20 protein-coding genes, 1 tRNA gene and 1 pseudogene are annotated in these 23,305 nt (G+C 33.5%); 10 read left to right on the top strand and 12 right to left on the bottom strand.

Annotated features, from left to right (window positions below):
- Nucleotides 1-112: 112 nt before the first annotated feature.
- Together A9G28_RS12390 and A9G28_RS12385 are read right to left on the bottom strand one after the other, a co-directional pair.
- Entirely contained in the window at nt 113-982 is an 870-nt protein-coding gene (locus A9G28_RS12390; RefSeq protein ID WP_065566975.1) for a co-chaperone YbbN, read from the bottom strand.
- 27 nt (nt 983-1,009) lie between these two features.
- Nucleotides 1,010-1,801, bottom strand: a complete 792-nt coding sequence (locus A9G28_RS12385) for an SDR family oxidoreductase (protein WP_065580877.1) — start codon at nt 1,799-1,801, stop codon at nt 1,010-1,012.
- 77 nt (nt 1,802-1,878) lie between these two features.
- Here A9G28_RS12385 and mtnN point away from each other — a divergent pair, with 77 nt between their 5' ends.
- Nucleotides 1,879-2,571, top strand: a complete 693-nt coding sequence (mtnN, locus tag A9G28_RS12380) for a 5'-methylthioadenosine/S-adenosylhomocysteine nucleosidase (protein WP_065566977.1) — start codon at nt 1,879-1,881, stop codon at nt 2,569-2,571.
- A complete protein-coding gene (locus A9G28_RS12375; protein ID WP_065580876.1) occupies nt 2,568-3,194 on the top strand; it encodes a TRIC cation channel family protein in 627 nt (208 codons plus the stop codon). Before mtnN ends, A9G28_RS12375 begins: the two co-directional genes overlap by 4 nt.
- 36 nt (nt 3,195-3,230) lie before the next feature.
- Here the strand turns inward: A9G28_RS12375 and rnd are convergent, their stop codons facing one another.
- Together rnd and A9G28_RS12365 are read right to left on the bottom strand one after the other, a co-directional pair.
- Nucleotides 3,231-4,313 (bottom strand): ribonuclease D, encoded by a 1,083-nt coding sequence (gene rnd / locus A9G28_RS12370; protein ID WP_065580875.1) that lies wholly within the window; start codon nt 4,311-4,313, stop codon nt 3,231-3,233.
- A 24-nt stretch (nt 4,314-4,337) separates the two neighbouring features.
- Nucleotides 4,338-5,486 carry a metallophosphoesterase gene (locus A9G28_RS12365; RefSeq protein WP_065580874.1) on the bottom strand — a complete coding sequence of 383 codons (1,149 nt, stop codon included), beginning with the start codon at nt 5,484-5,486 and terminating at the stop codon, nt 4,338-4,340.
- Nucleotides 5,487-5,558: 72 nt separating this feature from the next.
- Between A9G28_RS12365 and cmoA the strand changes: the two genes are divergently transcribed.
- The 4 genes and pseudogenes from cmoA to A9G28_RS12345 all read left to right on the top strand — a co-directional run.
- On the top strand, nt 5,559-6,290 hold the full coding sequence (cmoA, locus tag A9G28_RS12360; RefSeq protein ID WP_065580873.1) for a carboxy-S-adenosyl-L-methionine synthase CmoA: 732 nt from the start codon (nt 5,559-5,561) through the stop codon (nt 6,288-6,290).
- Between the two features lie 36 nt (nt 6,291-6,326).
- Nucleotides 6,327-7,295 carry a tRNA 5-methoxyuridine(34)/uridine 5-oxyacetic acid(34) synthase CmoB gene (gene cmoB / locus A9G28_RS12355; RefSeq protein WP_065580872.1) on the top strand — a complete coding sequence of 323 codons (969 nt, stop codon included), beginning with the start codon at nt 6,327-6,329 and terminating at the stop codon, nt 7,293-7,295.
- Nucleotides 7,296-7,918: 623 nt separating this feature from the next.
- The gene (locus tag A9G28_RS12350; protein WP_065580871.1) at nt 7,919-13,888 is read left to right on the top strand and encodes an alpha-2-macroglobulin family protein; all 5,970 of its coding nucleotides are present in this window, start codon (nt 7,919-7,921) and stop codon (nt 13,886-13,888) included.
- Nucleotides 13,889-14,489: 601 nt separating this feature from the next.
- A pseudogene (locus tag A9G28_RS12345) lies at nt 14,490-15,071 on the top strand (IS3 family transposase); the annotation flags it as partial.
- Between the two features lie 4 nt (nt 15,072-15,075).
- Here the strand turns inward: A9G28_RS12345 and A9G28_RS12340 are convergent.
- The 4 genes from A9G28_RS12340 to A9G28_RS14280 all read right to left on the bottom strand — a co-directional run bounded on the left by A9G28_RS12340 (nt 15,076) and on the right by A9G28_RS14280 (nt 17,631).
- Nucleotides 15,076-15,486, bottom strand: a complete 411-nt coding sequence (locus A9G28_RS12340; RefSeq protein ID WP_141674755.1) for a hypothetical protein — start codon at nt 15,484-15,486, stop codon at nt 15,076-15,078.
- 477 nt (nt 15,487-15,963) lie between these two features.
- A complete protein-coding gene (locus tag A9G28_RS12335; RefSeq protein ID WP_065580869.1) occupies nt 15,964-16,524 on the bottom strand; it encodes a PH domain-containing protein in 561 nt (186 codons plus the stop codon).
- A gap of 119 nt (nt 16,525-16,643) precedes the next feature.
- On the bottom strand, nt 16,644-17,261 hold the full coding sequence (locus tag A9G28_RS12330) for a hypothetical protein (RefSeq protein ID WP_065580868.1): 618 nt from the start codon (nt 17,259-17,261) through the stop codon (nt 16,644-16,646).
- 136 nt (nt 17,262-17,397) lie between these two features.
- Nucleotides 17,398-17,631, bottom strand: a complete 234-nt coding sequence (locus tag A9G28_RS14280) for a helix-turn-helix domain-containing protein (protein WP_065580867.1) — start codon at nt 17,629-17,631, stop codon at nt 17,398-17,400.
- A gap of 635 nt (nt 17,632-18,266) precedes the next feature.
- Here A9G28_RS14280 and A9G28_RS12320 point away from each other — a divergent pair.
- Both A9G28_RS12320 and A9G28_RS12315 read left to right on the top strand, forming a co-directional pair.
- Nucleotides 18,267-18,641, top strand: a complete 375-nt coding sequence (locus A9G28_RS12320) for a hypothetical protein (RefSeq protein WP_141674754.1) — start codon at nt 18,267-18,269, stop codon at nt 18,639-18,641.
- Between the two features lie 288 nt (nt 18,642-18,929).
- Nucleotides 18,930-19,217 (top strand): hypothetical protein, encoded by a 288-nt coding sequence (locus tag A9G28_RS12315; RefSeq protein ID WP_065580865.1) that lies wholly within the window; start codon nt 18,930-18,932, stop codon nt 19,215-19,217.
- 44 nt (nt 19,218-19,261) lie between these two features.
- Here A9G28_RS12315 and A9G28_RS12310 read toward each other — a convergent pair.
- The 4 genes from A9G28_RS12310 to hemA all read right to left on the bottom strand — a co-directional run bounded on the left by A9G28_RS12310 (nt 19,262) and on the right by hemA (nt 21,369).
- Nucleotides 19,262-19,348 (bottom strand) — tRNA-Leu (locus tag A9G28_RS12310).
- Nucleotides 19,349-19,448: 100 nt separating this feature from the next.
- Nucleotides 19,449-19,691: a zinc ribbon domain-containing protein gene (locus A9G28_RS12305; protein ID WP_065567530.1), complete on the bottom strand. Its 243-nt coding sequence runs from the start codon at nt 19,689-19,691 to the stop codon at nt 19,449-19,451.
- 119 nt (nt 19,692-19,810) lie between these two features.
- On the bottom strand, nt 19,811-20,062 hold the full coding sequence (locus A9G28_RS12300) for a DUF1289 domain-containing protein (RefSeq protein WP_065580864.1): 252 nt from the start codon (nt 20,060-20,062) through the stop codon (nt 19,811-19,813).
- A 35-nt stretch (nt 20,063-20,097) separates the two neighbouring features.
- Nucleotides 20,098-21,369, bottom strand: a complete 1,272-nt coding sequence (hemA, locus tag A9G28_RS12295; protein WP_065580863.1) for a glutamyl-tRNA reductase — start codon at nt 21,367-21,369, stop codon at nt 20,098-20,100.
- 164 nt (nt 21,370-21,533) lie between these two features.
- On the opposite strand from hemA, the gene lolB reads away from it, so the two are divergent.
- Nucleotides 21,534-22,154 (top strand): lipoprotein insertase outer membrane protein LolB, encoded by a 621-nt coding sequence (lolB, locus tag A9G28_RS12290; protein ID WP_065580862.1) that lies wholly within the window; start codon nt 21,534-21,536, stop codon nt 22,152-22,154.
- A 12-nt stretch (nt 22,155-22,166) separates the two neighbouring features.
- Nucleotides 22,167-23,006 (top strand): 4-(cytidine 5'-diphospho)-2-C-methyl-D-erythritol kinase, encoded by an 840-nt coding sequence (gene ispE, locus A9G28_RS12285; protein ID WP_065567534.1) that lies wholly within the window; start codon nt 22,167-22,169, stop codon nt 23,004-23,006.
- Nucleotides 23,007-23,305: the final 299 nt, after the last annotated feature.

Genomic DNA, 23,305 nt, shown 5'->3' with positions numbered 1-23,305 from the left:
GAGATTTAATATAAGCAGCACAGGAAATTGCAGTCCCCTGATTTGTACTTAACAACATTATCAGCAATCTCTTAAAAATTCGTTCTAATTTAAATTTCATAGCGCTTAGTTTTTAATACAATAATGTGTATAACTTGCGTCGATAACCGCTTGCTAGTGGATTACTTGTACCTAGTGCTGCAAGTAAATCAAGTAACGCTTTTTTTAACTGTCCGTCACCAGCATTAAGATCTTTAGTTAATGGGTTAAAAAGCAATTCAAGTGCTTCCTCATGGCGGCCTACCGACATTAATTGTGACGCTAATTGAATCATAAGTTCAATATTGCCTGGTTGCTTGGCTAGTTGATTTTGTAACTGCTGAAGCTCTGGTGAATTAGCCGCTTGTTCAAGCAGTTCGATCTCTGCTTGCAAACTATGATAATCAGCACCTTGATCTTGCAAAGGGATGGTTGCAAGCACTTCTTTTGCTTCGCTTAATTGTTTTAATTGTATATACGCTTTTATCAACAATAGTGCAATATCAGTTCTTGGCTTACCTAGATGGTCAGTTAACGATTTCCACGTCTCTTTTAATAAAGGCAAAGCTTCTTGATATTTTTTTTCATTAAATAAATTTTGTGCTTCAACTAACTTAAGTTCATCCTCATTCGGCAGCACTTTTTTTAGAAAATCATTAATTGCTTCCTCAGGTTGTGGCCCCTGAAATCCATCAACAGGTTGCCCATTTTGAAATAAGTAAACGGTTGGGATCGCTCGTAATCCAAATTGAGCTGCGAGCATTTGTTGCTCATCACAGTTAACACTCGCTAAAATAAATTGCCCATGATGTTGATTAGCTAATTTAGTTAATATTTGAGTCATCGCCTCATAATTTGGACTTCTTGCTGACCAAAAATAAAACAACACGGGAGATTGAGATGATCGTTCAATCACCTCTTGAATATTTTGCTCATTAACATCAAAAATAAATTGATTTTGCATATTATGTCCTAGGGATATGATGAGTTATTACTTATTGTTTAGAATTTTATCCATTAATCTATCAGGAAGCAAACGTTTAGCAATAGCTGCTATCTTAGTTATTTTTGTTACCCTGTAACGGATTTTTGGCTTAGTGTGCTCTAACGCATGATATAAATAAGGTAAAATGGCTTCAGGCGGTAAAGTGAACCGTTTAGCTATAGGCGGATTTTTTACAATTTTTTCTTTTTCAACCTGATTAACATTATTCGAAAAGTAAGTTTTTAATGGTCCTGGCTCAATTAAACAAACCTTGATATTGGTCTTAGCCAATTCCAATCTTAATACATCAGACCACGCTTCTAATGCATATTTACTCGCTGAATAAGCCCCTCGCCCAGGCGTTGCAACTATTCCAACAATAGAACTTGTTTGAATAATACGCCCTTTATTTTGTGCCAGCATGGCAGGAAGTAATAATTGCGTCAACTGATGTACACCAAAAAAATTCGTAGAGAATTGAGATTCCAACTGTTCACGGCTGATCGTGTTTAATCGTCCATAAACACCAAAACCGGCATTATTAAATAACGCATATAATTTACCTTCTGTTAAGGCTATAACCGTTTGGGCAGCTTGTTTAACTGATTCTGGATTATCAAGATCAAGCAACACTGTTTCAAACCCTTGCTCGATAAGTTTTTGCTGATCTGATAATTTTCGACACGACGCTATAACACGATAACCGCGTTTTTTTAATGCAATTGCCGAAATAAGCCCTATTCCACTTGAGCACCCTGTGATAAAAATTGTTCGCAATTTCAGCTCCGATTGATTCATATATTGTCAAATTTATCTTCTCAAATTATGATAGCATATCTAAATTAAAGTTACCCAAACAAAGCCCAGAGGATCGTATGAAAATCGCCATTATTGCAGCCATGGAAGAAGAAGTCGCCATTTTAAAAAGTAAAATCACCAATTATCATGTTGAACACTATTTAGGTTGTGATTTTCACTGTGGGCAAATTGCGGGCTGTGACATTGTGTTACTGCAATCAGGTATTGGTAAAGTCGCTGCAGCATCAGGAACAACATTATTATTAAACAATTATAAAGTTGATGCCGTTATCAATACAGGGTCGGCTGGCGGGCTATCTTCTAGCCTCAATATTGGTGATATTATTGTTTCAAAAGATGTTTTTTACCATGATGTTGATTTAACCGCTTTTGGCTACAAACCAGGGCAAATGTCTGGTTGCCCTGTGGCATTTGCCGCAGAGCCTAAATACCAATCATTAGCTAAAAATTGTATCGAAAAACACGGCGTTAATGCAATTGAAGGTTCTATTGGTAGTGGCGATGCATTTATCAATGGTAAAAGCAATTTGGCAAGAATAAAACAAACTTTCCCTCATGCCATTGCTGTTGAAATGGAAGCTGCTGCCATTGGGCATGTTTGTTGGCTATTTAAAGTACCATTTGTCGTTGTTCGAGCTATTTCAGATAATGGAGATAGTGAATCTGCTGTTGATTTTCAAGCCTTTTTAAAATTAGCCGCAAAACAATCGTCGTTGATAGTTGAAGCAATGCTAAGTGAGCTTGCGTGAATTATCTTTTCTGGTTTGACATATTAGGAACTATTGTATTTGCTATTTCTGGCGTATTATTAGCAGCCAAAAAAGAAATGGATCCCATTGGCGCTTTAGTTTTAGCTGTCATCACCGCCATTGGTGGTGGTACCATTCGCGATATAGTTTTAAATCATGGACCAATCTTTTGGATCTCTGATTCGACTGATTTGTATGTTGCTATCGTTACCTCGTTAGTGACAATGCTTTTATTACGTTATTCACCTTCAATCACAATACCTAAATGGTTATTTTCTGTATTAGATGCTATCGGGCTTGCTGTATTTGTAGGCATCGGTGTGAATAAAGCCATTGACTCTAATGTAAACAGCTTAGTAGCTGTATGTATGGGAGTAATGACGGGTGTTGGTGGCGGTATTCTTAGAGATGTGCTAGCTCGAGATATTCCAATGGTATTTAAAACCGACATTTATGCTACGGCTTGCTTAATTGGCGGTGCTGCTCATGTTACCGCCTATAATGCACTAAAACTCCCATTGGAATATTCAACATTGATTGGTATTATTACCACGCTTATTATTCGATTATTGGCTATTTATCGTAAACTCGCTTTACCTATTATTGGATTAAAAAATACTTAAATCTCAAAATTAAACCTACCTACACGCAACCAATAATTAAGAGCAATATGGTTTAAATAAAGATTTACGCCAGCCTGTTAATAATTCAGGCTCATTACCCTTTTTGTCTACTTTCCATTTTACATACTGATTAATTAAGCGCCGTGAAAGCAATAAATCCTTATTAAGCTTTGTTTTTAAAGAAATAGTCTGTGCTGCTTGTTTTAGTTCTTCGGTAATTTTTTTATAATCGGGGTAACTATTCACTCGGCAAATAGTTAAAATTTCGGGTGTAGGGGCAACTAAAATATCTAAAATTGCTTGCCCATATAGCCGAATTTCCTTCCCCTTTACACCTAGCTTGTCAAGTTCAGCTAATGAAGTGGGCAAGTAACGAGCTATTTTCCATAATACTTCTTCACGAATCACAAAATTTAAAGCAATATCTTGCTCTTTGGCCAATTTGTATCGCCAACTCGCTAATTTATACAATTGCCCTAAACTTTTACCTTTCATTTGCCAACTATTTTTAATGTTTAAATAAGCATCGTTTGGATCTATTATTTCACATTTCCGATCTACTGCCATTTGGCACTCTTGATAAGCTGCTTGTAAATAATGATTAGTAGTTAATTTTTCCTTTAAAATGTTGATTAATGGAAAAAGATATAATACATCGTTAATAGCATAGTTACACTGCTTTTCAGTTAAGGGTCGTTTTAACCAATCTGTTCGAGTTTCACTTTTATCAAGCTCAACTTCTAAATATTTTTTTACCAAGCTAGCATAACCACTACTTAAAGGATTATCTAAAAAAGAAGCTAATATTTGGCTATCGATGATTGGAGTTGGCACAATACCAAAATGATGAAGAAAAACTTCAATATCCTCACTGCACGAATGAAAATATTTTTCAATTTTAGGATCATTTAACATCACTAAAAAAGGTTGCCAATCAGTAATATTAATAGGATCAATTAACGCAGCACATTTACCATCAAACACTTGTAATAGTCCTAAGTGAGGATAAAAAGTTCGAGTCCGAACAAATTCAGTATCTAAAGCAATTGCTGAGCTATTTTCAATTTTTGAACAATAATCAGCTAACTGATTATTAGTTACAATAAGTTGATAAGACAAAATCAAACTCCTATTAAAATATGTTTATTCTTTGTGTATGCTTTTATCAAATTCTATATCAATTACTACAATCTCAGAACGTGTCATTAGTCGAATTGGTGGCCCCCAAAACCCATACCCGCTACTGACAATACTAGTAAAATGATGATTTTGATACAAACCATAAGTATTTTTATACATTAATTTTTCAACGAGATTGATCGGAAATATTTGTCCTGCATGGGTATGGCCAGAAATCATCAAATCAACACCTAATTCTGCTGGTTCATTAAGATCTTTGGGTTGATGATCGAGTAAAATAATTGGTGTATTGGTATCAGTAAACATAATCAAATCGGACAATGATGCCCGTTTCACATCATAGAGAAATGAAGAAAAATCATCTCGGCCAACTATCGTGATACCTAAATCATCAAAAGAAATAATATCATCCTTTAAGACTTTCATACCTGCTTGCCTAAAAGCGCTAATAATATCTTCTTCTCGGTTATTTACTTCATTTGTCGCTAAATACTCATGATTACCGAATATGACATAAGTACCATATTTAGCTTTTAATTGTCGAAATTGCAGATCAAAATCATTTTGGATAAAAGGTTTTAAGCGTTTATCCAATGTATCTCCAGTAATAACAATAAAATCAGCATTAAGCTTATTGACATCATCAACCATTTGTTGAATAAATTGGTGTGTAGTTAACTCATTAATATGAATATCAGAAAGCTGTACAATACGTAAATGCTCGGTATTAGCTGGTTTATTTATCTTAACCTGATAATAAACAATCTTGGGGTTAATTGCCATTTCATGACCAAAGCAAAATAATAATACTACTATAACGATATATGCAATTTTAAGCCATAGATTAGGTTTTACTTGTTTTTTACTTAGCCAACGTACAGTATCAAAAATAAGCAATACAAAAAAGCAACAAATTATTAAGCCAGTAATAGTATTACAAAACAAAGGTAACCAATAAGTTGAAATACCATTCACTATTTTTAAAAAAATGAGCGATAGTCCCGCTATAAAAACAACAATCCAATAAATAAACCGACAACAACCTGTGACATAAAAATCAAACCAAAACAGCCATCGTTTTCCCAGATAGATGGTTGCTAAAACACTAACCACAAATACTATAAAAATAGTAATAAAATTGACAAACCCCATAATTATCCGAGCAGTTGAATATAAAAAAATGCTATAATAACAAAATTAATTTCTATAGTACCAATTAGTTTTATGAATATTAAAAAAGACCAATTGTTCTCAACACCGATTGATAAACTAGGCGATTGGACGTTTGATGATAAAGTTGCCGAAGTTTTTCCTGATATGGTGCAACGTTCTGTTCCTGGTTATTCTAATATCATATCAATGATCGGTATGTTAGCTGAACGATTTGTACAACCCAATTCAACAATTTATGATTTGGGTTGCTCATTAGGTGCTGCTACATTATCTATTCGTCGTCATATTACTCAAGAAAATTGCCAGATTATCGCAGTCGATAACTCCCAACCTATGGTTGAACGCTGTAAAAGGCATATTGAGTCTTATAAATCCAATACACCTGTGGATATAATATGCGATGATATTTGCAACATCAATATGCAAAATGCATCAATGGTGGTGCTGAATTTCACTTTACAGTTTTTAACCCCAAAAAAACGCCAACATGTTTTGAATAATATCTATAACGCACTGAAACCTAATGGCATTTTAGTGCTCTCGGAAAAATTTAGCTTTGGCGATACAACAGTCGATGAATTGTTATTTAATATGCATCATGATTTTAAACGTGCTAATGGCTATAGTGAACTTGAAATCAGTCAAAAACGTAATATGTTAGAAAACGTCATGCTAACAGATACAATCCAAACGCATAAACAGCGACTATCTGAAGCAGGTTTTAGACATATTGATACATGGTTTCAATGTTTTAATTTTGGATCTATTATTGCTATAAAATAGCCAATTAATTTCAGCGCAATTGATAAGGATGAAAAAATGATTGATTTTGGTGATTTTTACCAAATTATTGCAAAAAATAAACTTAGCCACTGGCTAGAAGTGTTGCCAGCTCAGCTCGCAAATTGGCAAAGACAAAATAACGATAACCGCTTCAATCAATGGCTAAATAGTATTAAACACTTACCATCTAAAACCCCTTTTCAAATTGATTTACTACATAGTGTAACTGTCAATAGTGAATACCCTATATCTTCAGGCGAGCAACAACGAATTACCCAACTACTGAAAACCATGATGCCATGGCGTAAAGGCCCTTTTCACTTATATGGTATCGATATTGATACTGAATGGCGTTCTGATTGGAAATGGGAGCGCCTAATTAATCATATCGATAGCCTAGAAGGAAAAATTGTTTTAGATGTAGGTTGCAATAGTGGTTATCATTTATGGCGAATGATTGGTGCAGGGGCAGAACTGGCTGTTGGAATTGATCCAATGGCACTTTATCTATGCCAATTTGAAGCTATTCGCAAACTTTTGGGTAACGATCAAAGAGCGCATTTATTGCCTTTAGGCATTGAGCAACTCCCTAAACTTAATGCTTTTGATACGGTATTTTCAATGGGGGTGTTATACCATCGTAGGTCTCCACTTGATCATTTATTCCAATTAAAAGATCAGCTAGTTGAAGGAGGTCAGTTAATTCTGGAAACTTTAATCATCGATGGAGATGAACATCAAGCATTAATGCCAGGTGATCGCTATGCACAAATGCGTAATGTCTACTTTATTCCATCGGTTCCAACCATGATTAATTGGCTCAATAAATGTGGTTTTTCGGATATAAAAGTGATCGACATTTCACAACCTAGCTTAGATGAACAACGCAAAACTGAATGGATGGAATCGGATTCGCTTGCTGATTTTTTAGATCCTGATGATCCAACCAAAACCATTGAAGGATACCCTGCGCCAATGCGGGCTGTTTTTATCGCTAAAAAATAAGACAAATCAGTATATAGGTAGCCACAGCTGTAATATAACATTACAGTTAAATGTGTAAAAACAACCTAAAATAAGAGTGGCTAGCTTATTACATTTTGATGAAGAATATACAGTTATCCAATGCAAAACACTTTGTAAAATCCTCTAACATATTATTCAATTAAAAGCATATTATTAAATTAAAAGAAAGTTGGTTAGCTACCGACCAGCTTGATGATAGCAATATGTCATCTTATTACCTAAGATAAGATTATCATATTTTAAATGTATGACTTACTTACGAGCATATCTAATGTCTATAATCATCTAACTCAATTATTGTTCTATTAAAATTCCTCTGATCACTTATTCATTTAAATTAGCTTAAAATTTCAGTTTAAATGGTTTGTAAAAATAAAAAGTTAACTAATGTTCGCTGGATATTTATATTCAACTCAAACAATTAGGTATATTACAAGTAGATTTTTTATCCATATAATTATACTATACAAAGATTTTCTGGAAATTATCACTCATTATAAAAAATAAGCTGTCAGAAAATTTATAAAAGCTTTCAGAAAAATAAATGTTTAAACATAATAAATTAATTTCAAAAATTACATATTAAAAATAGGGAATAAACAATGGGATTGCTTAAATTAATCTTGCAGCTACCTTTTTATATTTTGCAAAAAATTGAGGAAATAATTAGCTATTTTATCATTTTTTTATTGGTTTTAATAAAAGGTATTTTTTGGTTATTTAGCCCAATTATTGGCGATATAAAATGGTCAACACCTAGCTGGTTACCTAATGCAAAAGCATTTTATAATAGAATTGGTTCAGCATTAAATAAAATAAAAACCTTAATTGGTGCAAGTATTATTTTTGGGTTCATTGCTTATTTTTCTGGTAATTATACTTATCATTGGTATTTAAACCGTCCTAAACCAATTGAGCCAGCTTCTATTGTTGTTAGTACCTATTATCCTAAATTGAGTGCTCCGACTACAAATCAAGACAGTTTATCGATTAAATTTATTACTGACTCACTTCGTTCTCCTGTTCCGTTAGAATCACTTAATAAAGCAGAAATAACTGAAGGTATTTCCATTTCACCAAATATTGAGGGGCGATGGAAATGGCAGAACGATTCAACCCTAATTTTTACGCCCCAAAATACAACATGGCCACTTGACACTGAATATACTATTGAACTAGATCAGGAAAAATTATTAACTGAAAATAGTAAGCTTAAAGAAAGCCATAAAACTTTTTTTTCACCTGGTTTTAATTATAATTTCAGAAATCATGGTGAACTTTATTCAGATCCAACACAACTTAATACTAGAAATGTTATTAATACAATCGAATTTAGCCATTCTGTTGATAGAGAAAGTTTTGAGAAAAACATCATTTTATCGCTTTATGAAAATAATAACTTCTTAAAAAACATCAATTTTACCGTTACCTATGGAAATAATGACAAAATTGCCTATGTAAAAAGCGCACCTATTCCTTTGCTTGATAAAGCCGGTTATTTGAAAATAACAATTAATAAAGGTGTGACTTCAACGTTAAAAGGAAGACCAATAGATTCTGATATAACAAGTACAATAAATATACCCGATAAATATCATTTAAGCGTTACCAAAACAGAGCTTACCCTAGTTGAAAAAAGTAATGAAAAAATACAACAAGTATTAATTTTATCATTAAGCCATGCGGTTAAATCAGAGGATGTATCGAAAGCTATTAAAGTCTGGAAATTACCTGAAAATCAAGGTCGCTCATATAAGGAACGATATTACAACGACAATTCTTACCGTTATGAAACAAAATTCAATGTAACGCCAGAAATACTCAAAAAAGCCATTCCTTTATCAATAAAGCCAATTGATACTGAACTTACTTATCAAAACCAAATTAGTTTTGAATTTAAAACAGAACAAAATTCTGAGTTATATATTGAAGTTAATCAACCTTTATCGTCTCAAGATGGTTACTTTCTAAAAGAACAGTATCACCAAGTATTAACCGTGCCTAACTACCCAACCTATCTTGATTTTGCGGCAAAAGGATCGCTATTATCCCTATCAGGTGAGAAGAAACTACCTATCGTTTCGCGCAACGTAGAAAATATGAAGCTAGAAATAGATCGCGTTATACCATCGCAACTTCAACATTTGGTGGCATTTAATACAAACTATGAATTTACAGATATGGATTTTGGAGAGCTTAATAATGATCATTTTGTGGAAAAATACACAGTAACTGAAAATTTTAAAGGTGCTCCAGAAGAAATTAAATACACAAATGTCGACTTAACTCGTTACTTAACAGCCAATACAAATGGCAATAAAAATCGTGGTGTTTTCTTATTAAGACTTTATGGAAAAGACAAAAAAGACGCTAAATATAAGTTTATAGCTTCTCGCTTTATTGTTGTTACCGATTTAGGTATTATAGCCAAAAAGTCGCTCGATCAATCTAATGATCTCTTTATTCAATCAATAAGCTCTGGCAAACCAATTAATGGTGCGAAAGTTTCTGTACTTGGAATGAATGGGGTCACAATTACGTCTAAAATGACTGATAGCGATGGACATGTCCGTTTTGCTCCATTGTCTGAATATTATCGAGGTATCAAACCACTTTTATACGTTGTTGAAAAAGGTCGTGACCTATCATTTTTACCAATTAAAAGTTATGAAAGGAATTTAAATCTATCTCGTTTTGATATCGGCGGTATTCGTGAAACTATCGAAGGAGGAGAATTACGAGCTCATATCTTTTCAGATCGAGGAGTTTATCGCCCTGGTGACACATTTCATATCGGTACTATCGTAAGAGCACAAAAATGGACTAATTCATTGGCGGGAGTTTCTGTAGAAGCGGAAATTTACGATCCAAAATCCAATTTAGTACTAAAAAAACCAATTGTACTGGACAAATCAGGATTTAATGAACTTAGCTATAAAACCAGTTATGAATCGCCTACTGGTAATTGGTATATTAATTTATACTTAAAAAATGACAATGACGGGGATGATGAAGATTCTCGTATACTATTAGGTTCTAGCTCCATTGTCATTCGTGAGTTTGAGCCAGATAAAACAACCGTATCGCTTAAGTTGTTACCAGAAATAAAAGATGGTTGGTTAAAACCTGAAAATATCCAAGCTGAAATTAAAGCCAAAAATCTAATTGGTACAGATGCAGCTAATCGTCGAGTAACAAATACATTAATTCTAGAACCATCTTCTCCTTATTTTAAAAAATATGAAGATTACTATTTTTATCAAAATATTTCTAGCCAGAGGACTAGTTTTAAAGTTGAGTTAGATGAAGAAAAAACAGACGAAAATGGCCTAGTCAAAATTAACCTCAATGATAATATGGAAAGCTTTGAGGGTAACTATACACTAAGAATGTTAACGGATGTTTTTGAACCAGAAAGTGGCCGCAGCGTTGCTGCTACAGCAAGTACTTTTATATCTGCGAGTGATTATTTGGTCGGAGCCAAAGCTGACGGTAATTTAAGATACATTAACAAAGATTCTGTTCGCCATATTGATTTTATCGCAATTAATCCAGCTTTAGATAAAATAGAACTAGCAGACTTAAAACTGGTTTTACTTGAAGAAACTTATTTATCGATTTTAGTCAAACAAGCTTCTGGTCTTTATAAATATGAGTCCCGTCGTAAAGAATCAGTCATCTCAGAACAATCATTTAAGATCAATCAAGATAAAACCCGTTATCAATTAGATAGCAAAAATCCAGGCAATTATATTATTCAAATCAAAGATAAAGAGGATAATTTACTTTACCAAGGAAAATATGCAATTGTTGGTACAGCTAATGTTACTCGCAATTTAGATCGTAATGCCGAACTAGCGTTAAAGATTAAAGAAGCTGAATATAAGCCAGGAGATGAAATAGAAGTTTCAATCACTGCACCATATGTAGGCAGCGGTATTATTACTGTTGAACGCGACAAGGTTTACGCTTGGAAGTGGTTCCATACTGACACAACAAGCTCGGTACAAAAAATAAAACTGCCTAAAAATATTGGTGGTAACGGGTATATTAATGTCCAATTTATTCGTGACCCAAATTCAGATGAAATTTTTATGAGTCCACTTAGTTACGGCGTTATACCATTTAAAATTTCAAATGAACAATTTAACGATAAAATCGTTTTACAAGCACCCTCACTTATAAAACCAGGAGAAACACTGCCAATTACTTTACATACTAATACGCCTCAAAAAGCGGTTATCTTTGCTATAGATGAAGGCATTTTACAGGTTGCAAATTATAAACTTAAAGATCCATTAAACAGCTTCTTACGCAAGAAAGCATTATCGGTAAGTACATCGCAAATATTAGATCTTATATTGCCAGAATTTCGTCATTTAATAACGGCTTCCGCTCCTGGAGGTGATGGAGATAATGATGATGTATTATCAAATCATTTAAATCCGTTTAAACGAAAAATAGATGAGCCTGTTGCCTATTGGTCAGGTATTATTGACATAGATGGGGATAAAACGGTTGAATATAAAGTGCCGGATTATTTTAATGGTAAAATTCGTATCATGGCTGTATCGGTTGGCGATAAAACAATGGGGCATAACCAAATGTCAACAACTGTACATAATGATATTGTTTTACAACCTAACGCCCCATATTTTGCTGCACCAAATGATGAATTTGAAGTTACACTTAATGTAACTAATTTGATAGAAAAAATCGGCGACAAAGTCATTCCAATCAATGTTAAGGTTTCAACATCACCTAATTTATCAATTAATGGAGATAACCAAAAAACAATTGAGCTGGCTAATGGTAAAGATGGTGTTTTGAAATTTAACTTTAAAGCAACCGATAATTTAGGAAATGCAGATCTTCATTTTTCAGCTAATTACAATGATATTACAATTACTCGTGATGTTAGTCTTTCAATAAGGCCGTTAACTGAGTATAGGTTAATTACTAAAATGGGAAGAATGGCAAGTAAGAATGAAATCTTTAGCGGCTTTAGAGATATGTATGGCAGCTTAAGTAAACGTGAAGCTGCTGCCTCTTATTCACCATTTATACTAAGTAAAGGTTTAAGCACCTATTTACAAGATTACCCACACTACTGCTCTGAACAAATTGTCAGTAGAGCAACGCCTATTTTGATAGCTGGCAAATATCGCGATTTTGATTTAATTTCGAAACAGGGGCTAACACCTTTATCAGAATTATTTCAAGTACTTCAATCTCGCCAAAATAGTGAGGGAGCAATTGGCTTGTGGTACTCAACGAATAATGTTGATCCATTTATTACATTATATGCAGTAAACTTTATGCTTGAAGCTAAAGAGATGGGATATAAAGTTCCAGAAAAAATGTTAAACAATGCAAATAAATATTTACAGAAAATTGCTAACTCTAGTTACTATGACAATTATGGCTTTAAAATTCGATCTCATGCAATCTATCTATTAACACGCCAAAATCAAGTAACTACAAGTTATTTAGCATCTATAATTGCAGATCTAAATAGAAATTCAAATATGCAATGGAAAAAAGATATCATAGCAATGTATTTAGCCTCATCATATAAAATGCTAAAAATGGATAAAGAAGCCAATAAATTACTTAAACCAATTTGGCGACAACTAGAAACAGCATACGATCATGCTTGGTGGACAAACAAATATTATGACCCACTAGTTGTTGATGCAGGAAGGATTTATTTAATTAGCAAACATTTTCCTGAAAAGGCAAAAATGATTCCAGCTCAAGCACTTGAAAATATGGTTATCATGCTTAACAAACAAAGATACACAACTCAATCCGCTGCAATGACTATCCTTGCTTTAAGTAGTTATTCGTCAAGTATTGATAAATCTAATTTATCTAATGATACTCTCCAAATTAGTGCAATATCTAAAGATGGAGAAAAACAAAAAATCATTGCTAATTTAAATGGAATTCTAGCCAAAGGTAAATTTGATGCTCAAGATACTAAAATCAATGTAACAAATAAATCAGATTTACCTGCTTGGTACATGCTTTCAGAGCAAGGTTATGACACAACACCGCCTAAAGAACCAATTAAACGCGGTCTTGAAATCTATCGTGAATTCACAGACCTTGAGGGCAAACCCGTTGAACAAGTTAAGCTGGGCGATAAAATCAACGTGACGATTCAACTCCGTGCGGTATCAGATGATGGAATAACGAATATAGCAATTGTCGATTTGCTACCTGGCGGCTTTGAAGTTGTACAACAACCTATAACTAATCAGGAAGATGTCAGTGAGGAATATGAAGAATATGAGGAATATGACAACCATGAATACAGTGGTTATAACTGGGTTTCACCAATTGCTACAAAAACTGGTACTTGGTATCCTGAATATACCGATGTACGTGAAGATCGTGTTATTATTTATGGAGAAACTTATAATAGTAAAATACAAAAATTCACTTATCAAATCAAAGCAACTAATGTGGGCACTTATAGTATTCCACCTGCATTTGGTGAAGCAATGTATGATCGTGATATTCAAGCTGTATCCAAAGGTGGGCAGAAAATAAGTATCATCCCGTAGCAATATTTTACAACTACTTATTCATTTTCCAAACGGGCTTAAGCCCGTTTTTTTCAATATACATTGAATATATAAAAAAGCTATGTTTCAAAACATAGCTTTTTATGCCTAACTAAACTTTATATTAATAAAACTAAATAACGATATCGTTAATACACTTAATCAGCAACAAAAGAATTGATTTTTCTAGTTTCATCAAATGCTTGTTCAAACGCTCTTGTCGCCCCATGATAACTTAGAAGTGGATCTTTTTATCTTGAACATTCTTTCATTATATTATGTTTTGTTTGGAAAGTTTTACTAGATGTTAACTGTTTATATAATGAGTCTAAATCTTTACCTATTAAAGTAAAAAATTTATTCCAATCATTTAACTGATTTTCTAAAAATACTCGACCTTTCTCACAAACAATCGTATCTAACTAGATATTTGGTATCGTATTTTTTTAATCTCGGCTAATTTAGGCGGTGGGTTTGGTTACAGGATGATTCGATGATTATTTCGGTGTTGAATGCTATCACAGACCGGCATTTACGCTGGGGCTTTCCTAAATGTTTTAATCGTATCAGAAAGCTCGGCTATAAATAGAATCATAAACGGGTATATCGGGTGTATTGTGAATTAAAGCTTAATCTCAGGGTAAAGCGTAAAAAACGTATTCCTCCACGATGCCCGGAAAGGTTATTAGTCCCCAATAAACAAGGTGAATGTTGGTCCATGGATTTTATGAGTGACAGTAGCCGTAATCAACGTCGCTTTAGGACATTCAATGTCATCGATGACTTTAATCGTGAGGCGTTAGGTATTGATATTGCAGTAAGCTTACCCGCAGGAAGGATTACCCGTTACTTAGATAAACTGGCCGAATATCATGGGTATCCATTAAAAATACGGGTAGATAATGGACCAGAATTTACAGGAAAAACCTTTACCAACTGGGCTAAATTACATGGTATAACCATTGATTATATCCAGCCCGGTAGCCCTTATCAAAATGGCTATATTGAACGATTTAATCGTACCTATCGTACTGAAGTACTCGATTTATATCTTTTTAACAACTTAGCGCAAGCAAGGAGAATAACTGAAGAATGGTTAACGATTTATAACACCGAAAGACCGCATGAGGCATTAAATAACATGACACCGATTGAGTATAAAACACTAAAACAAGCAGCATGATTTTCTACGTGAGTTGTGTAATAAGTTTGGGGTATTTACACAATAAACACACCATTAATAATTTTAACAGGAAGTTCAACCTCTTATTTTCACCATTAATAACAACTGGAACAGAATTAAAATGACTAGATATTAACTTATCGTAAGCTTCATCACTCACATTAGCCGTTGTATAGAAAGTGGTAAATAAATAATAGTTGCTTTGTGTTGGATTAATTAACCCTGAAGTATTAGATATCGAAGGTTTTACAATAAAATTTAATGATTGATCACCATAAGATAACGTATGTTTACCATACTCAAATGTATAATTAACACTTAGTTTTGCAAGAATTGTTAACTCTTTTCTATCAATCGTTATTTTTATTTCATTAACGGTAGGATTGTCAATCATACGATCAATAGAACTAGACAAAAGACTACCCGAATCAAAACAACCCACCAACGCTATGTGGTAAACTGACAATAAAGAATAGTTCGTTTTTTCACCGCATTAATTTTTATAAGCATGTAAAAAGGAAGAGAATATTACCGTAAATGGTATAAAAATCATTTAACTATAAATTTTTTATACCATTTGTCACAAATTTAAAATGAGGATGATGAGTATAAAATCATGTAACACTATCTATAATTAAATAAGCACAGCAGTAATTGATTGATTTTTACGATATAAGTAGAAAGCCCTATACGTATCGCCGACCGGTTTGCACCTACACAACGCATGTTGCGAACAATTCTAATAAAAATTATAAACCGTGTCTAGTTTTTGAAGACCCTGCCATAATTGCTCATACCCCATTTAAGTGTACTTTACGAGATTAGTGGGCAGGGTGCAGTTGCACGCAATTCTAATATAAAGCTAAACCCTCGTGTCTAGCCGTGTACTAAATCACCCCAAGATTTTTGCTTTTTGCGCTTGAAACTCTTCTTCTGTGATGATACCTTTTTCTTTCAATGTTGCTAATTTTTCTAATCTCTCGTACGGGTCGTTATTTGCGTTTTGTTGTTGTATTTGCTGGGTGTTAGTTCCATTTTGTTTTACGGCTTCCATTGCTTCTTTAACCATGTTTGTAAACGGAATTACATTATCTTTATCTACATTTTCGACTGTGTACGTATGCCCGTCTGCCGCTATTACAATTTGACCAAATAATATTTTTGTTTGTCCGCCAACAGATGAGATGTGGCTTAGGTTTATCGCTATTTGTTTTAAACCAAAAAACATACCTTTATCTAAAAAAATCACTCGGTGATTTGTTAATATAATTAACCACGTTTTGCCATCCATGTGTCCAGACGATATTGCGATAGGCGTTTCATCAGACATTGCAATTTCTGGAAAATGCAAAAACTCCTTTTTAGTAAAAAAACCACTATCTTTAGATAGCTTTTTTAATCGTTCAAATTCTGCTAATAGTTGCTGTTTTGTTGCTGTTTTATAATCAATCATTTTTTCCCTTTTTAGATGATTAAATTTAGTTTGTCCCTTGCAATAGCTGATACTCATCATCAGTAATCGCACCCTTTTCTTTCAAGTTTTCGAGCAATTAGAATAAAGCTAGTTTTTAATTAAACTTTCAACTCTTTAACATACTCCAAATCCAACCCAAGAGCTTCGGTTAAAAAGCGGCGTGGGCTGTATTCTTTTTCTGCGTATTCAATATAAGATTCCAAGCTGTCTGTTTTAAATGTACGTTGATCGTTGCTGTCAAAACAGTAACCAGAAAAATAAACTTCGTTATATGAGTTTATTTGCACTTTATCTAATAATAATTCTCTTTTGCCATCGGAATATCCAAATGAAATTGAAAATAAGCCTGAACTCCAAATTGTGGTTAAGCTATTTTTAAATTTTTCAAAATCTTGTTCTTTCTGTTCGTATTCATTATTATCGGTATAGTTTGAATCGTTATATGAAGCAGTTTGAACTGAAGCTTTTTTAGTACAACAACAACAAGTCCTACATTTTTCAATTCGTCCATTTCTGTTGCCTTGTCCGAAGATTGCTCGACCTAACAAAATTAAACCACAAATAACAAATGAACAAAGAGAAACACCACCTAAAGTAACCATAATTGAATTAGGTGGTGAATCGTCTTTAGGAAAAGTAATGATATAGATGGCAAAAATTATTAAACTAAAAATAAAAACCTTTTTTACTGTGATCTTAGATTTTTTTGTAGACATTATTTATTTCCTATCAAATCAATTTAGTCTTTAATACATTAGATTTTTTATCAGTGGTAATAGCGCCACGGCTTTTTAATGTTGCGATACGTTCTAATTTTTCTAATGCTTCATTTGTAACATCAATTGATTTTTTCTATTTTGATACCGTCAATGTTGGAGCGCCCTCGCCCGTACAAAACCATTGCGGATTTATTCCTGTATCCACAATACAACTCAAGACAAGATCATGTGGAAACGCACTCCTGTGGATTCTGTTCCCTATTACGCTCGCTGAGGCATTCATTAGATCTGCAATTCCTTTTATTGTTTTTTCATAAGTAATTATGATGCGTTCTATAATATTTCGAGTATTTGAATCATATTCCATTTATAACCTCAAAATATTAACAAATTGTTATTAAAACGCAACAATGTGCTATGACAATCCAAAAAACATAACAAAACGGATGGAAAGCAAGCACCAATAAACATCAATAATATTTAAATATAGGATTATTAACCATAATTCCAAAAATTGCAATAGCTCCATAAGTTCCTTTTGTTACTACACAAAAATTTGCTGAACTGACAGGTATACCTATAGCGACAGTTAAAAACAAAATTCAAAGAGACGAATTTCCGATCCACAAAAAAAACAGTAAGGTAGGTAAAACAAGCAGAGAAACACCTTTGAGTAATATGGTCGCTCTCACTATTGAGGGCTGCCGTGGTTTTAACGGCAATCTAACAAAAGACATTAAAGGAGCGAAATAATGAGCTATACAGTCTATTTAAGTTCGAAATACACCAGCATTTCGAAAATAATTTATATTCAAATATAATTGATGTTACTACGTGATATAATAGAGGTGTCAGGCGAAGAACAACAATTTTATTGAATTGAAAAATAAACGAGTCGCATATTGCCGAGTCAATAGAGATTTTTGTAAATTACGAGACGAGTTATTTTTGCTAGAGTACTGGGGAAAATATAACCCGCCCGCTTTTTTTGAAATAAGTCCATTGACAGAAAAATTATACAAACAACAAGGAATCAATACGCAAGCTCTGCTTGTTCACAAATATAGCACAACAACAGAACTTTATAACGATTTGAGGGGGAAGAGAGTGGCAGCATCTACGGATTTAAAAACATACAGAGTCTACGTATTAAAGCAAAGAAGAGGTGGTAGTGAAATTCTTTTAGAAACAAGGACTAATACTACCAACTTTGAGATAGCAAAAGCGGCTTTTTGGCAACTGTATCATCAACATTATGATAACAAACATCTTTTATTAATGGCTTGTAACAGTAAAAAAATTAATGTATATCGTTATCAATCGAAAACGGGTGACGATTGCTACATTTCTGCAGATGATGCGCTGAATAATGAATAGAGAAAAGCAACAAAACACTAACAGGCGTACCGACCGCGGAATGCAGGATGACTGCGTTTGCCCAGCGCGTACTTGACAGAAGAAGAGAGCGCATTATTAAAAGAATTGGCTGTCATTTGCGGTTCTCAAAAAGCCGCAATATTTGAAGGCCTAAAACTTTTAAAAGAAAAATTAAAAAAGTAAAAATAATAGTTAACCAGTGGCGCACGACATTGTGTCATGTATCCAGAGTTAAGGCATAACTCAACTGAACTGACTGATTCCAGAATTACTTAAAAGATTAATATTATGAAAGGTTTTAAATTCTCACATTACATTGAAAGAATGACTCTCAATGGCGTATCTATCGCTGTCTATTACAATTGCGATAGATCGGCTTATAGGCTGGCTACAAAAAAAGATGGGGCTAAAATTCGCTGCACAATCATAGTTAATTTAACAGCTAAGACATATGATGCTTTGCCATGCGAGCCTTACAATAACATTGATAGATTTATTGCATGCGCTTCAATGTGCGGAATTGCTTTTTATTTATCTAAATCAACAGCCATTTTACCGCCACTTATTATTTTTTGATAATTTACAACAGAAGAAAAGTTAAGATGAAATATTGATTTTATTGGTGCCAGTGGTCGGACTCGAACCGACACGCTTTTAAGGGCGGCGGATTTTGAATCCGCTGCGTCTACCAATTTCGCCACACTGGCACTAAACGTGAAAACAAGTAAACGTTGGCATTATACTGAGCTTTACTATATCTGCCAACAGATATTAGCTGTAAGGCATTTCATTTGCCTAAAAAACAAGCTACCACTTACGTTTCCAAGCAGGTAATTTTTTAAGAATGATATAAGCTGTTTGTTTAGCTACGGCTTTATCTACATTGTGATTATTGGCATATTGTAATGCAACTTCATACCATTTTTCGTCAAATGTTTTCATTGTGCCGTCTTTATGAGCACAATGCTTACAATAACTTTTCGACATATCAAGTAGCGGATAGTCACTAATTGCGGTCATTGGCATGCCACAGGCAATACACATTTTCATGTTTTAGATTCCAAGTAGATTAAAAAGGTAATTAAATAATTGCCTGCCTTATCTTGTTAAAAAGCCTACTCCTAGTTAAACAAAATTACAAGATAGTATTAAAAATAGATACGTTTATCTTAGAAATTGAGCTCAATTTGTGATGTAACTGGATTTAATTGCCGGTGTTGCTGTTGTGATAATAGATAACGACGTCTTAACGCCCGTTGTTTGCATAAGCGTAAGATTTCTTGTTTTTGCTTATCATTAAAAGTTAACCATTTAAATCTTTCTTCTCTGGAACGATAACAGGTAATACAATAACCTTGTTTATCTGTTTGACAAACACGCTTACAAGGACTTGGAATATCAAAAAATTCTATTTGATCCAACTTATCATTTCCCCTTTAGGCGACACCAAAATTGACTAATGTTCTTTTAACCCTAAACCTTTACTCAGCACTTTAAAACAGCCATCGCAATCGTGTCTCGCAGCATGGAGTAATGTTTGCGTTGGTGCATGAATTAATTTATTGGTTAAACGATGTGAAAACTCAGCAAAAACATCATCAATATTGGCACCTTGTTTGATCGCATTTAAAGCTTTTATTTGTAGCTCACGTTTAATACTTTCAGCATTACTACGATACTGCTTAACATAAGCAACCGCATGTCTAGCCTTAAGCCAACTTATAAAATGTTCTGCTTGCTCTTGAATAAGGTGTAGAGCCTCTTTAGCGGCAATGGCTCGTTGCTCTAAATTACTTTCAACTGTTTTTTGTAAATCATCAATAGTATAGAGGTGTACATTATCAAGTTGATTAACCTCTTCCTCAACATCACGGGGAACCGCTAAGTCAATAAATAACATTTGACGATAATTTCTAGCCTTCAAGGTTCGTTCAACCATACCTTTACCAATAATAGGTAGAGGGCTCGCTGTTGAACTAATCACAATATCAACATCCTTAAGTCGGTTAGCAATATCAGGCAATGAAATGATTTCTGCATCAATATCAGAAGCAAGTTTCAATGCTTTTTCGCGAGTTCGATTGGCAATAATAACTTGATTAAATCCATGTGGCTTTAAGTAACGAGAGATAAGCTCTATCGTTTCCCCTGCCCCAACAAGCATAATATTTAAACTTGAGGTATCAACAAAAAGATGGCGAGCAACTAAACAAGAAGCATAAGCGACAGATGCAGTATTTGCACCAATATTGGTTTCACTACGAACCATTTTGGCTACATGAAATGTAGTTTGAAAAAGCTTTTTTAATTGAACAGACAAACACGCTTGTTGTTGAGCGAAACGATATGCTTGTTTAACTTGCCCTAAAATTTGTGGCTCACCAATGATCATAGAGTCTAAACCACTTGCCACTGCCATTAAATGTTCAACAGCACCTTGTCCATCATGCCAATAAAGTGAATCTCGATAAAGATTAATATCAATATGATGAAATTGCCCTAACCAACTTTCGACTGATTGTTTTAATCTTAGATAATCAGTTGGATGTTCATAACTAAGATAAATTTCTGTTCGATTACAGGTAGACAAAATAGCACACCCTTCAACCAAAGGGTGTTGGTATAAGCTGTATAGCGCTTTATCGACAATCTCAGTAGGAAAAGCAAGCTTTTCTCTTAAAGAGACCGGCGCAGTTTTATGATTAACTCCAAAAATTGTAATTGACATTGCATCGCTTCTTTTTATAGGTTCTGTTAGGTATAATTATTTTATTAAGCGTTTCTTTAAAATTTGTATTATACATAAAAAACCACAAAGGTTCTTTTTCTTATTCCGACAATTATCAGTTATAATATTGCAATCTTTGAAACTAACAACTAAAGAGTTATTTCATGTCTAAAATTAAATATGCTTTTATTATCATGTTGCTTTTACTTATCACCGCATGCCAAGCAACTAAATCACAAAATACGGCATCAGTTGAACAACAATGGCAAGCACATCAACAAAATCTCAAGCAAATAAATGCATTCCAAGTTAAAGGCAGTATAGCTCATATAAGTGATAAATCTCGAAATTATGGTCGATTTTTAATTACCCAACAGTCAACAGATAATTACGAAGTCAAATTAACTACACCTGTTGGTACCAACATTTTGACGTTAAGCGTGGAGCCTGACAATGCTCAATTGGTTGATCAAAATGGTGGAAGTTATCAAGATGTCAATATTGAAAATCTTATGAAAAAAATATCTAACGTAAACATTCCGCTGAATTCTTTACATAATTGGCTAAAAGGATTTTCAGACAACGTAAATACAGACAAAATAGATAATGCTGGGCGATTAACTTCAACTGTATTTATGCAAAATAATAACAAATGGGCATTAAAAATTCCAAGTTATGCGACTTACACCTATAAAAATAAAAAGATTGACTTACCTGCAGCGATTGAGCTTACACATGATGATGAAGTTATCCGCTTAAAAATTAGTAACTGGATTTTACGATAACGGGTAATAGTTATGAAAAAATGGTTATCGCCAGCTAAATTAAATTTATTTTTGTATATTACTGGTCGTCGTGCTGATAATTACCATAATTTACAGACATTATTTCAATTTATTGATTACTGTGACAACTTATCATTTACCCTCCGCCAAGATGATCAAGTTAACCTATTGACATCATTTGCAAATATTCCAGATGATAAAAATCTAATCATAATTGCCGCAGAACGATTAAAATCTTATGTCAAACTAACAAAACTGGGAGTAGACATTGCCATTGATAAAAAGATTCCAATGGGTGGTGGTCTTGGCGGTGCCTCATCTAATGCAGCAACGGTATTAGTTGCGCTTAATCAGTTATGGCAATTAAATTTATCACTGGATGAATTAATTGAAATTGGCCGCACAATTGGCGCTGATGTGCCCATTTTTATTTATGGGCATGCTGCGTTTGCCGAGGGGATTGGCGATCAATTTTCCCCTATAGATATTCCTGAATATTGGTATCTAGTTGCTTATCCTAATATTGAAATATCTACAGTTAAGGTATTTAATGATCCTGAATTAACCCGTGATACGCCTATCCAGAATATAACTGATTTGCTTTCTTTACCGTTTAGCGAATTTAAAAATGATTGTGAAAATGTCGTTCGAAAACGTTATCCAAAGGTAGATAATATTATTACTTATCTTTCACAATATGGCACAACTCGATTAACTGGCACTGGAGCATGTGTTTTTACACAATGCGAATCTAAACAACAAGCTTTAGCGATTCAATCAAAGCTTAAAGCACTATCAGTTCATAGTTTTGTGACTAAATCATTAAACGTTTCGCCTTTATATGAAAGTTAAACAAACACTTTAATCAACAAATATCATTAACGGGTAAGGTGTTTTGTTAACAGAATCAAGATTTAAATATCTAGTAAGTCATATGCATTTAATATCCAAACTTCCAACGAAAAACGCTATAATGATAAGTGGTTTTATAAATTTCTTAGTGCTTTTTTATGAACTTTATTCAATTATCTTCTTTTTTCAAATTAAACTACCTACATATTGTATTTATTTGTGAAAATTGAAAGAGCTTACAAAGCATTTTTTACTATATATATTAACTTAACTATTGATGGCTTACATACTTATGATAT

This window comes from Gilliamella sp. Fer1-1, from assembly GCF_001690825.1.
Taxonomy (GTDB): Bacteria; Pseudomonadota; Gammaproteobacteria; order Enterobacterales; family Orbaceae; genus Gilliamella; species Gilliamella apicola_C.
This window is presented reverse-complemented; position numbering and strand designations above follow the sequence as displayed.

Excerpts from the sequence above, each read along its gene's own strand:
- A9G28_RS12390 (WP_065566975.1), bottom strand. The coding sequence starts at position 982 with ATGCAAAATCAATTTATTTTTGATGTTAATGAGCAAAATATTCAAGAG.
- A9G28_RS12385 (WP_065580877.1), bottom strand. The coding sequence starts at position 1,801 with ATGAATCAATCGGAGCTGAAATTGCGAACAATTTTTATCACAGGGTGC.
- mtnN (WP_065566977.1), top strand. The coding sequence starts at position 1,879 with ATGAAAATCGCCATTATTGCAGCCATGGAAGAAGAAGTCGCCATTTTA.
- A9G28_RS12365 (WP_065580874.1), bottom strand. The coding sequence starts at position 5,486 with ATGGGGTTTGTCAATTTTATTACTATTTTTATAGTATTTGTGGTTAGT.
- cmoA (WP_065580873.1), top strand. The coding sequence starts at position 5,559 with ATGAATATTAAAAAAGACCAATTGTTCTCAACACCGATTGATAAACTA.
- cmoB (WP_065580872.1), top strand. The coding sequence starts at position 6,327 with ATGATTGATTTTGGTGATTTTTACCAAATTATTGCAAAAAATAAACTT.
- A9G28_RS12350 (WP_065580871.1), top strand. The coding sequence starts at position 7,919 with ATGGGATTGCTTAAATTAATCTTGCAGCTACCTTTTTATATTTTGCAA.
- A9G28_RS12335 (WP_065580869.1), bottom strand. The coding sequence starts at position 16,524 with ATGATTGATTATAAAACAGCAACAAAACAGCAACTATTAGCAGAATTT.
- A9G28_RS12330 (WP_065580868.1), bottom strand. The coding sequence starts at position 17,261 with ATGTCTACAAAAAAATCTAAGATCACAGTAAAAAAGGTTTTTATTTTT.
- A9G28_RS14280 (WP_065580867.1), bottom strand. The coding sequence starts at position 17,631 with ATGGAATATGATTCAAATACTCGAAATATTATAGAACGCATCATAATT.
- A9G28_RS12315 (WP_065580865.1), top strand. The coding sequence starts at position 18,930 with ATGAAAGGTTTTAAATTCTCACATTACATTGAAAGAATGACTCTCAAT.
- A9G28_RS12305 (WP_065567530.1), bottom strand. The coding sequence starts at position 19,691 with ATGAAAATGTGTATTGCCTGTGGCATGCCAATGACCGCAATTAGTGAC.
- hemA (WP_065580863.1), bottom strand. The coding sequence starts at position 21,369 with ATGTCAATTACAATTTTTGGAGTTAATCATAAAACTGCGCCGGTCTCT.
- lolB (WP_065580862.1), top strand. The coding sequence starts at position 21,534 with ATGTCTAAAATTAAATATGCTTTTATTATCATGTTGCTTTTACTTATC.
- ispE (WP_065567534.1), top strand. The coding sequence starts at position 22,167 with ATGAAAAAATGGTTATCGCCAGCTAAATTAAATTTATTTTTGTATATT.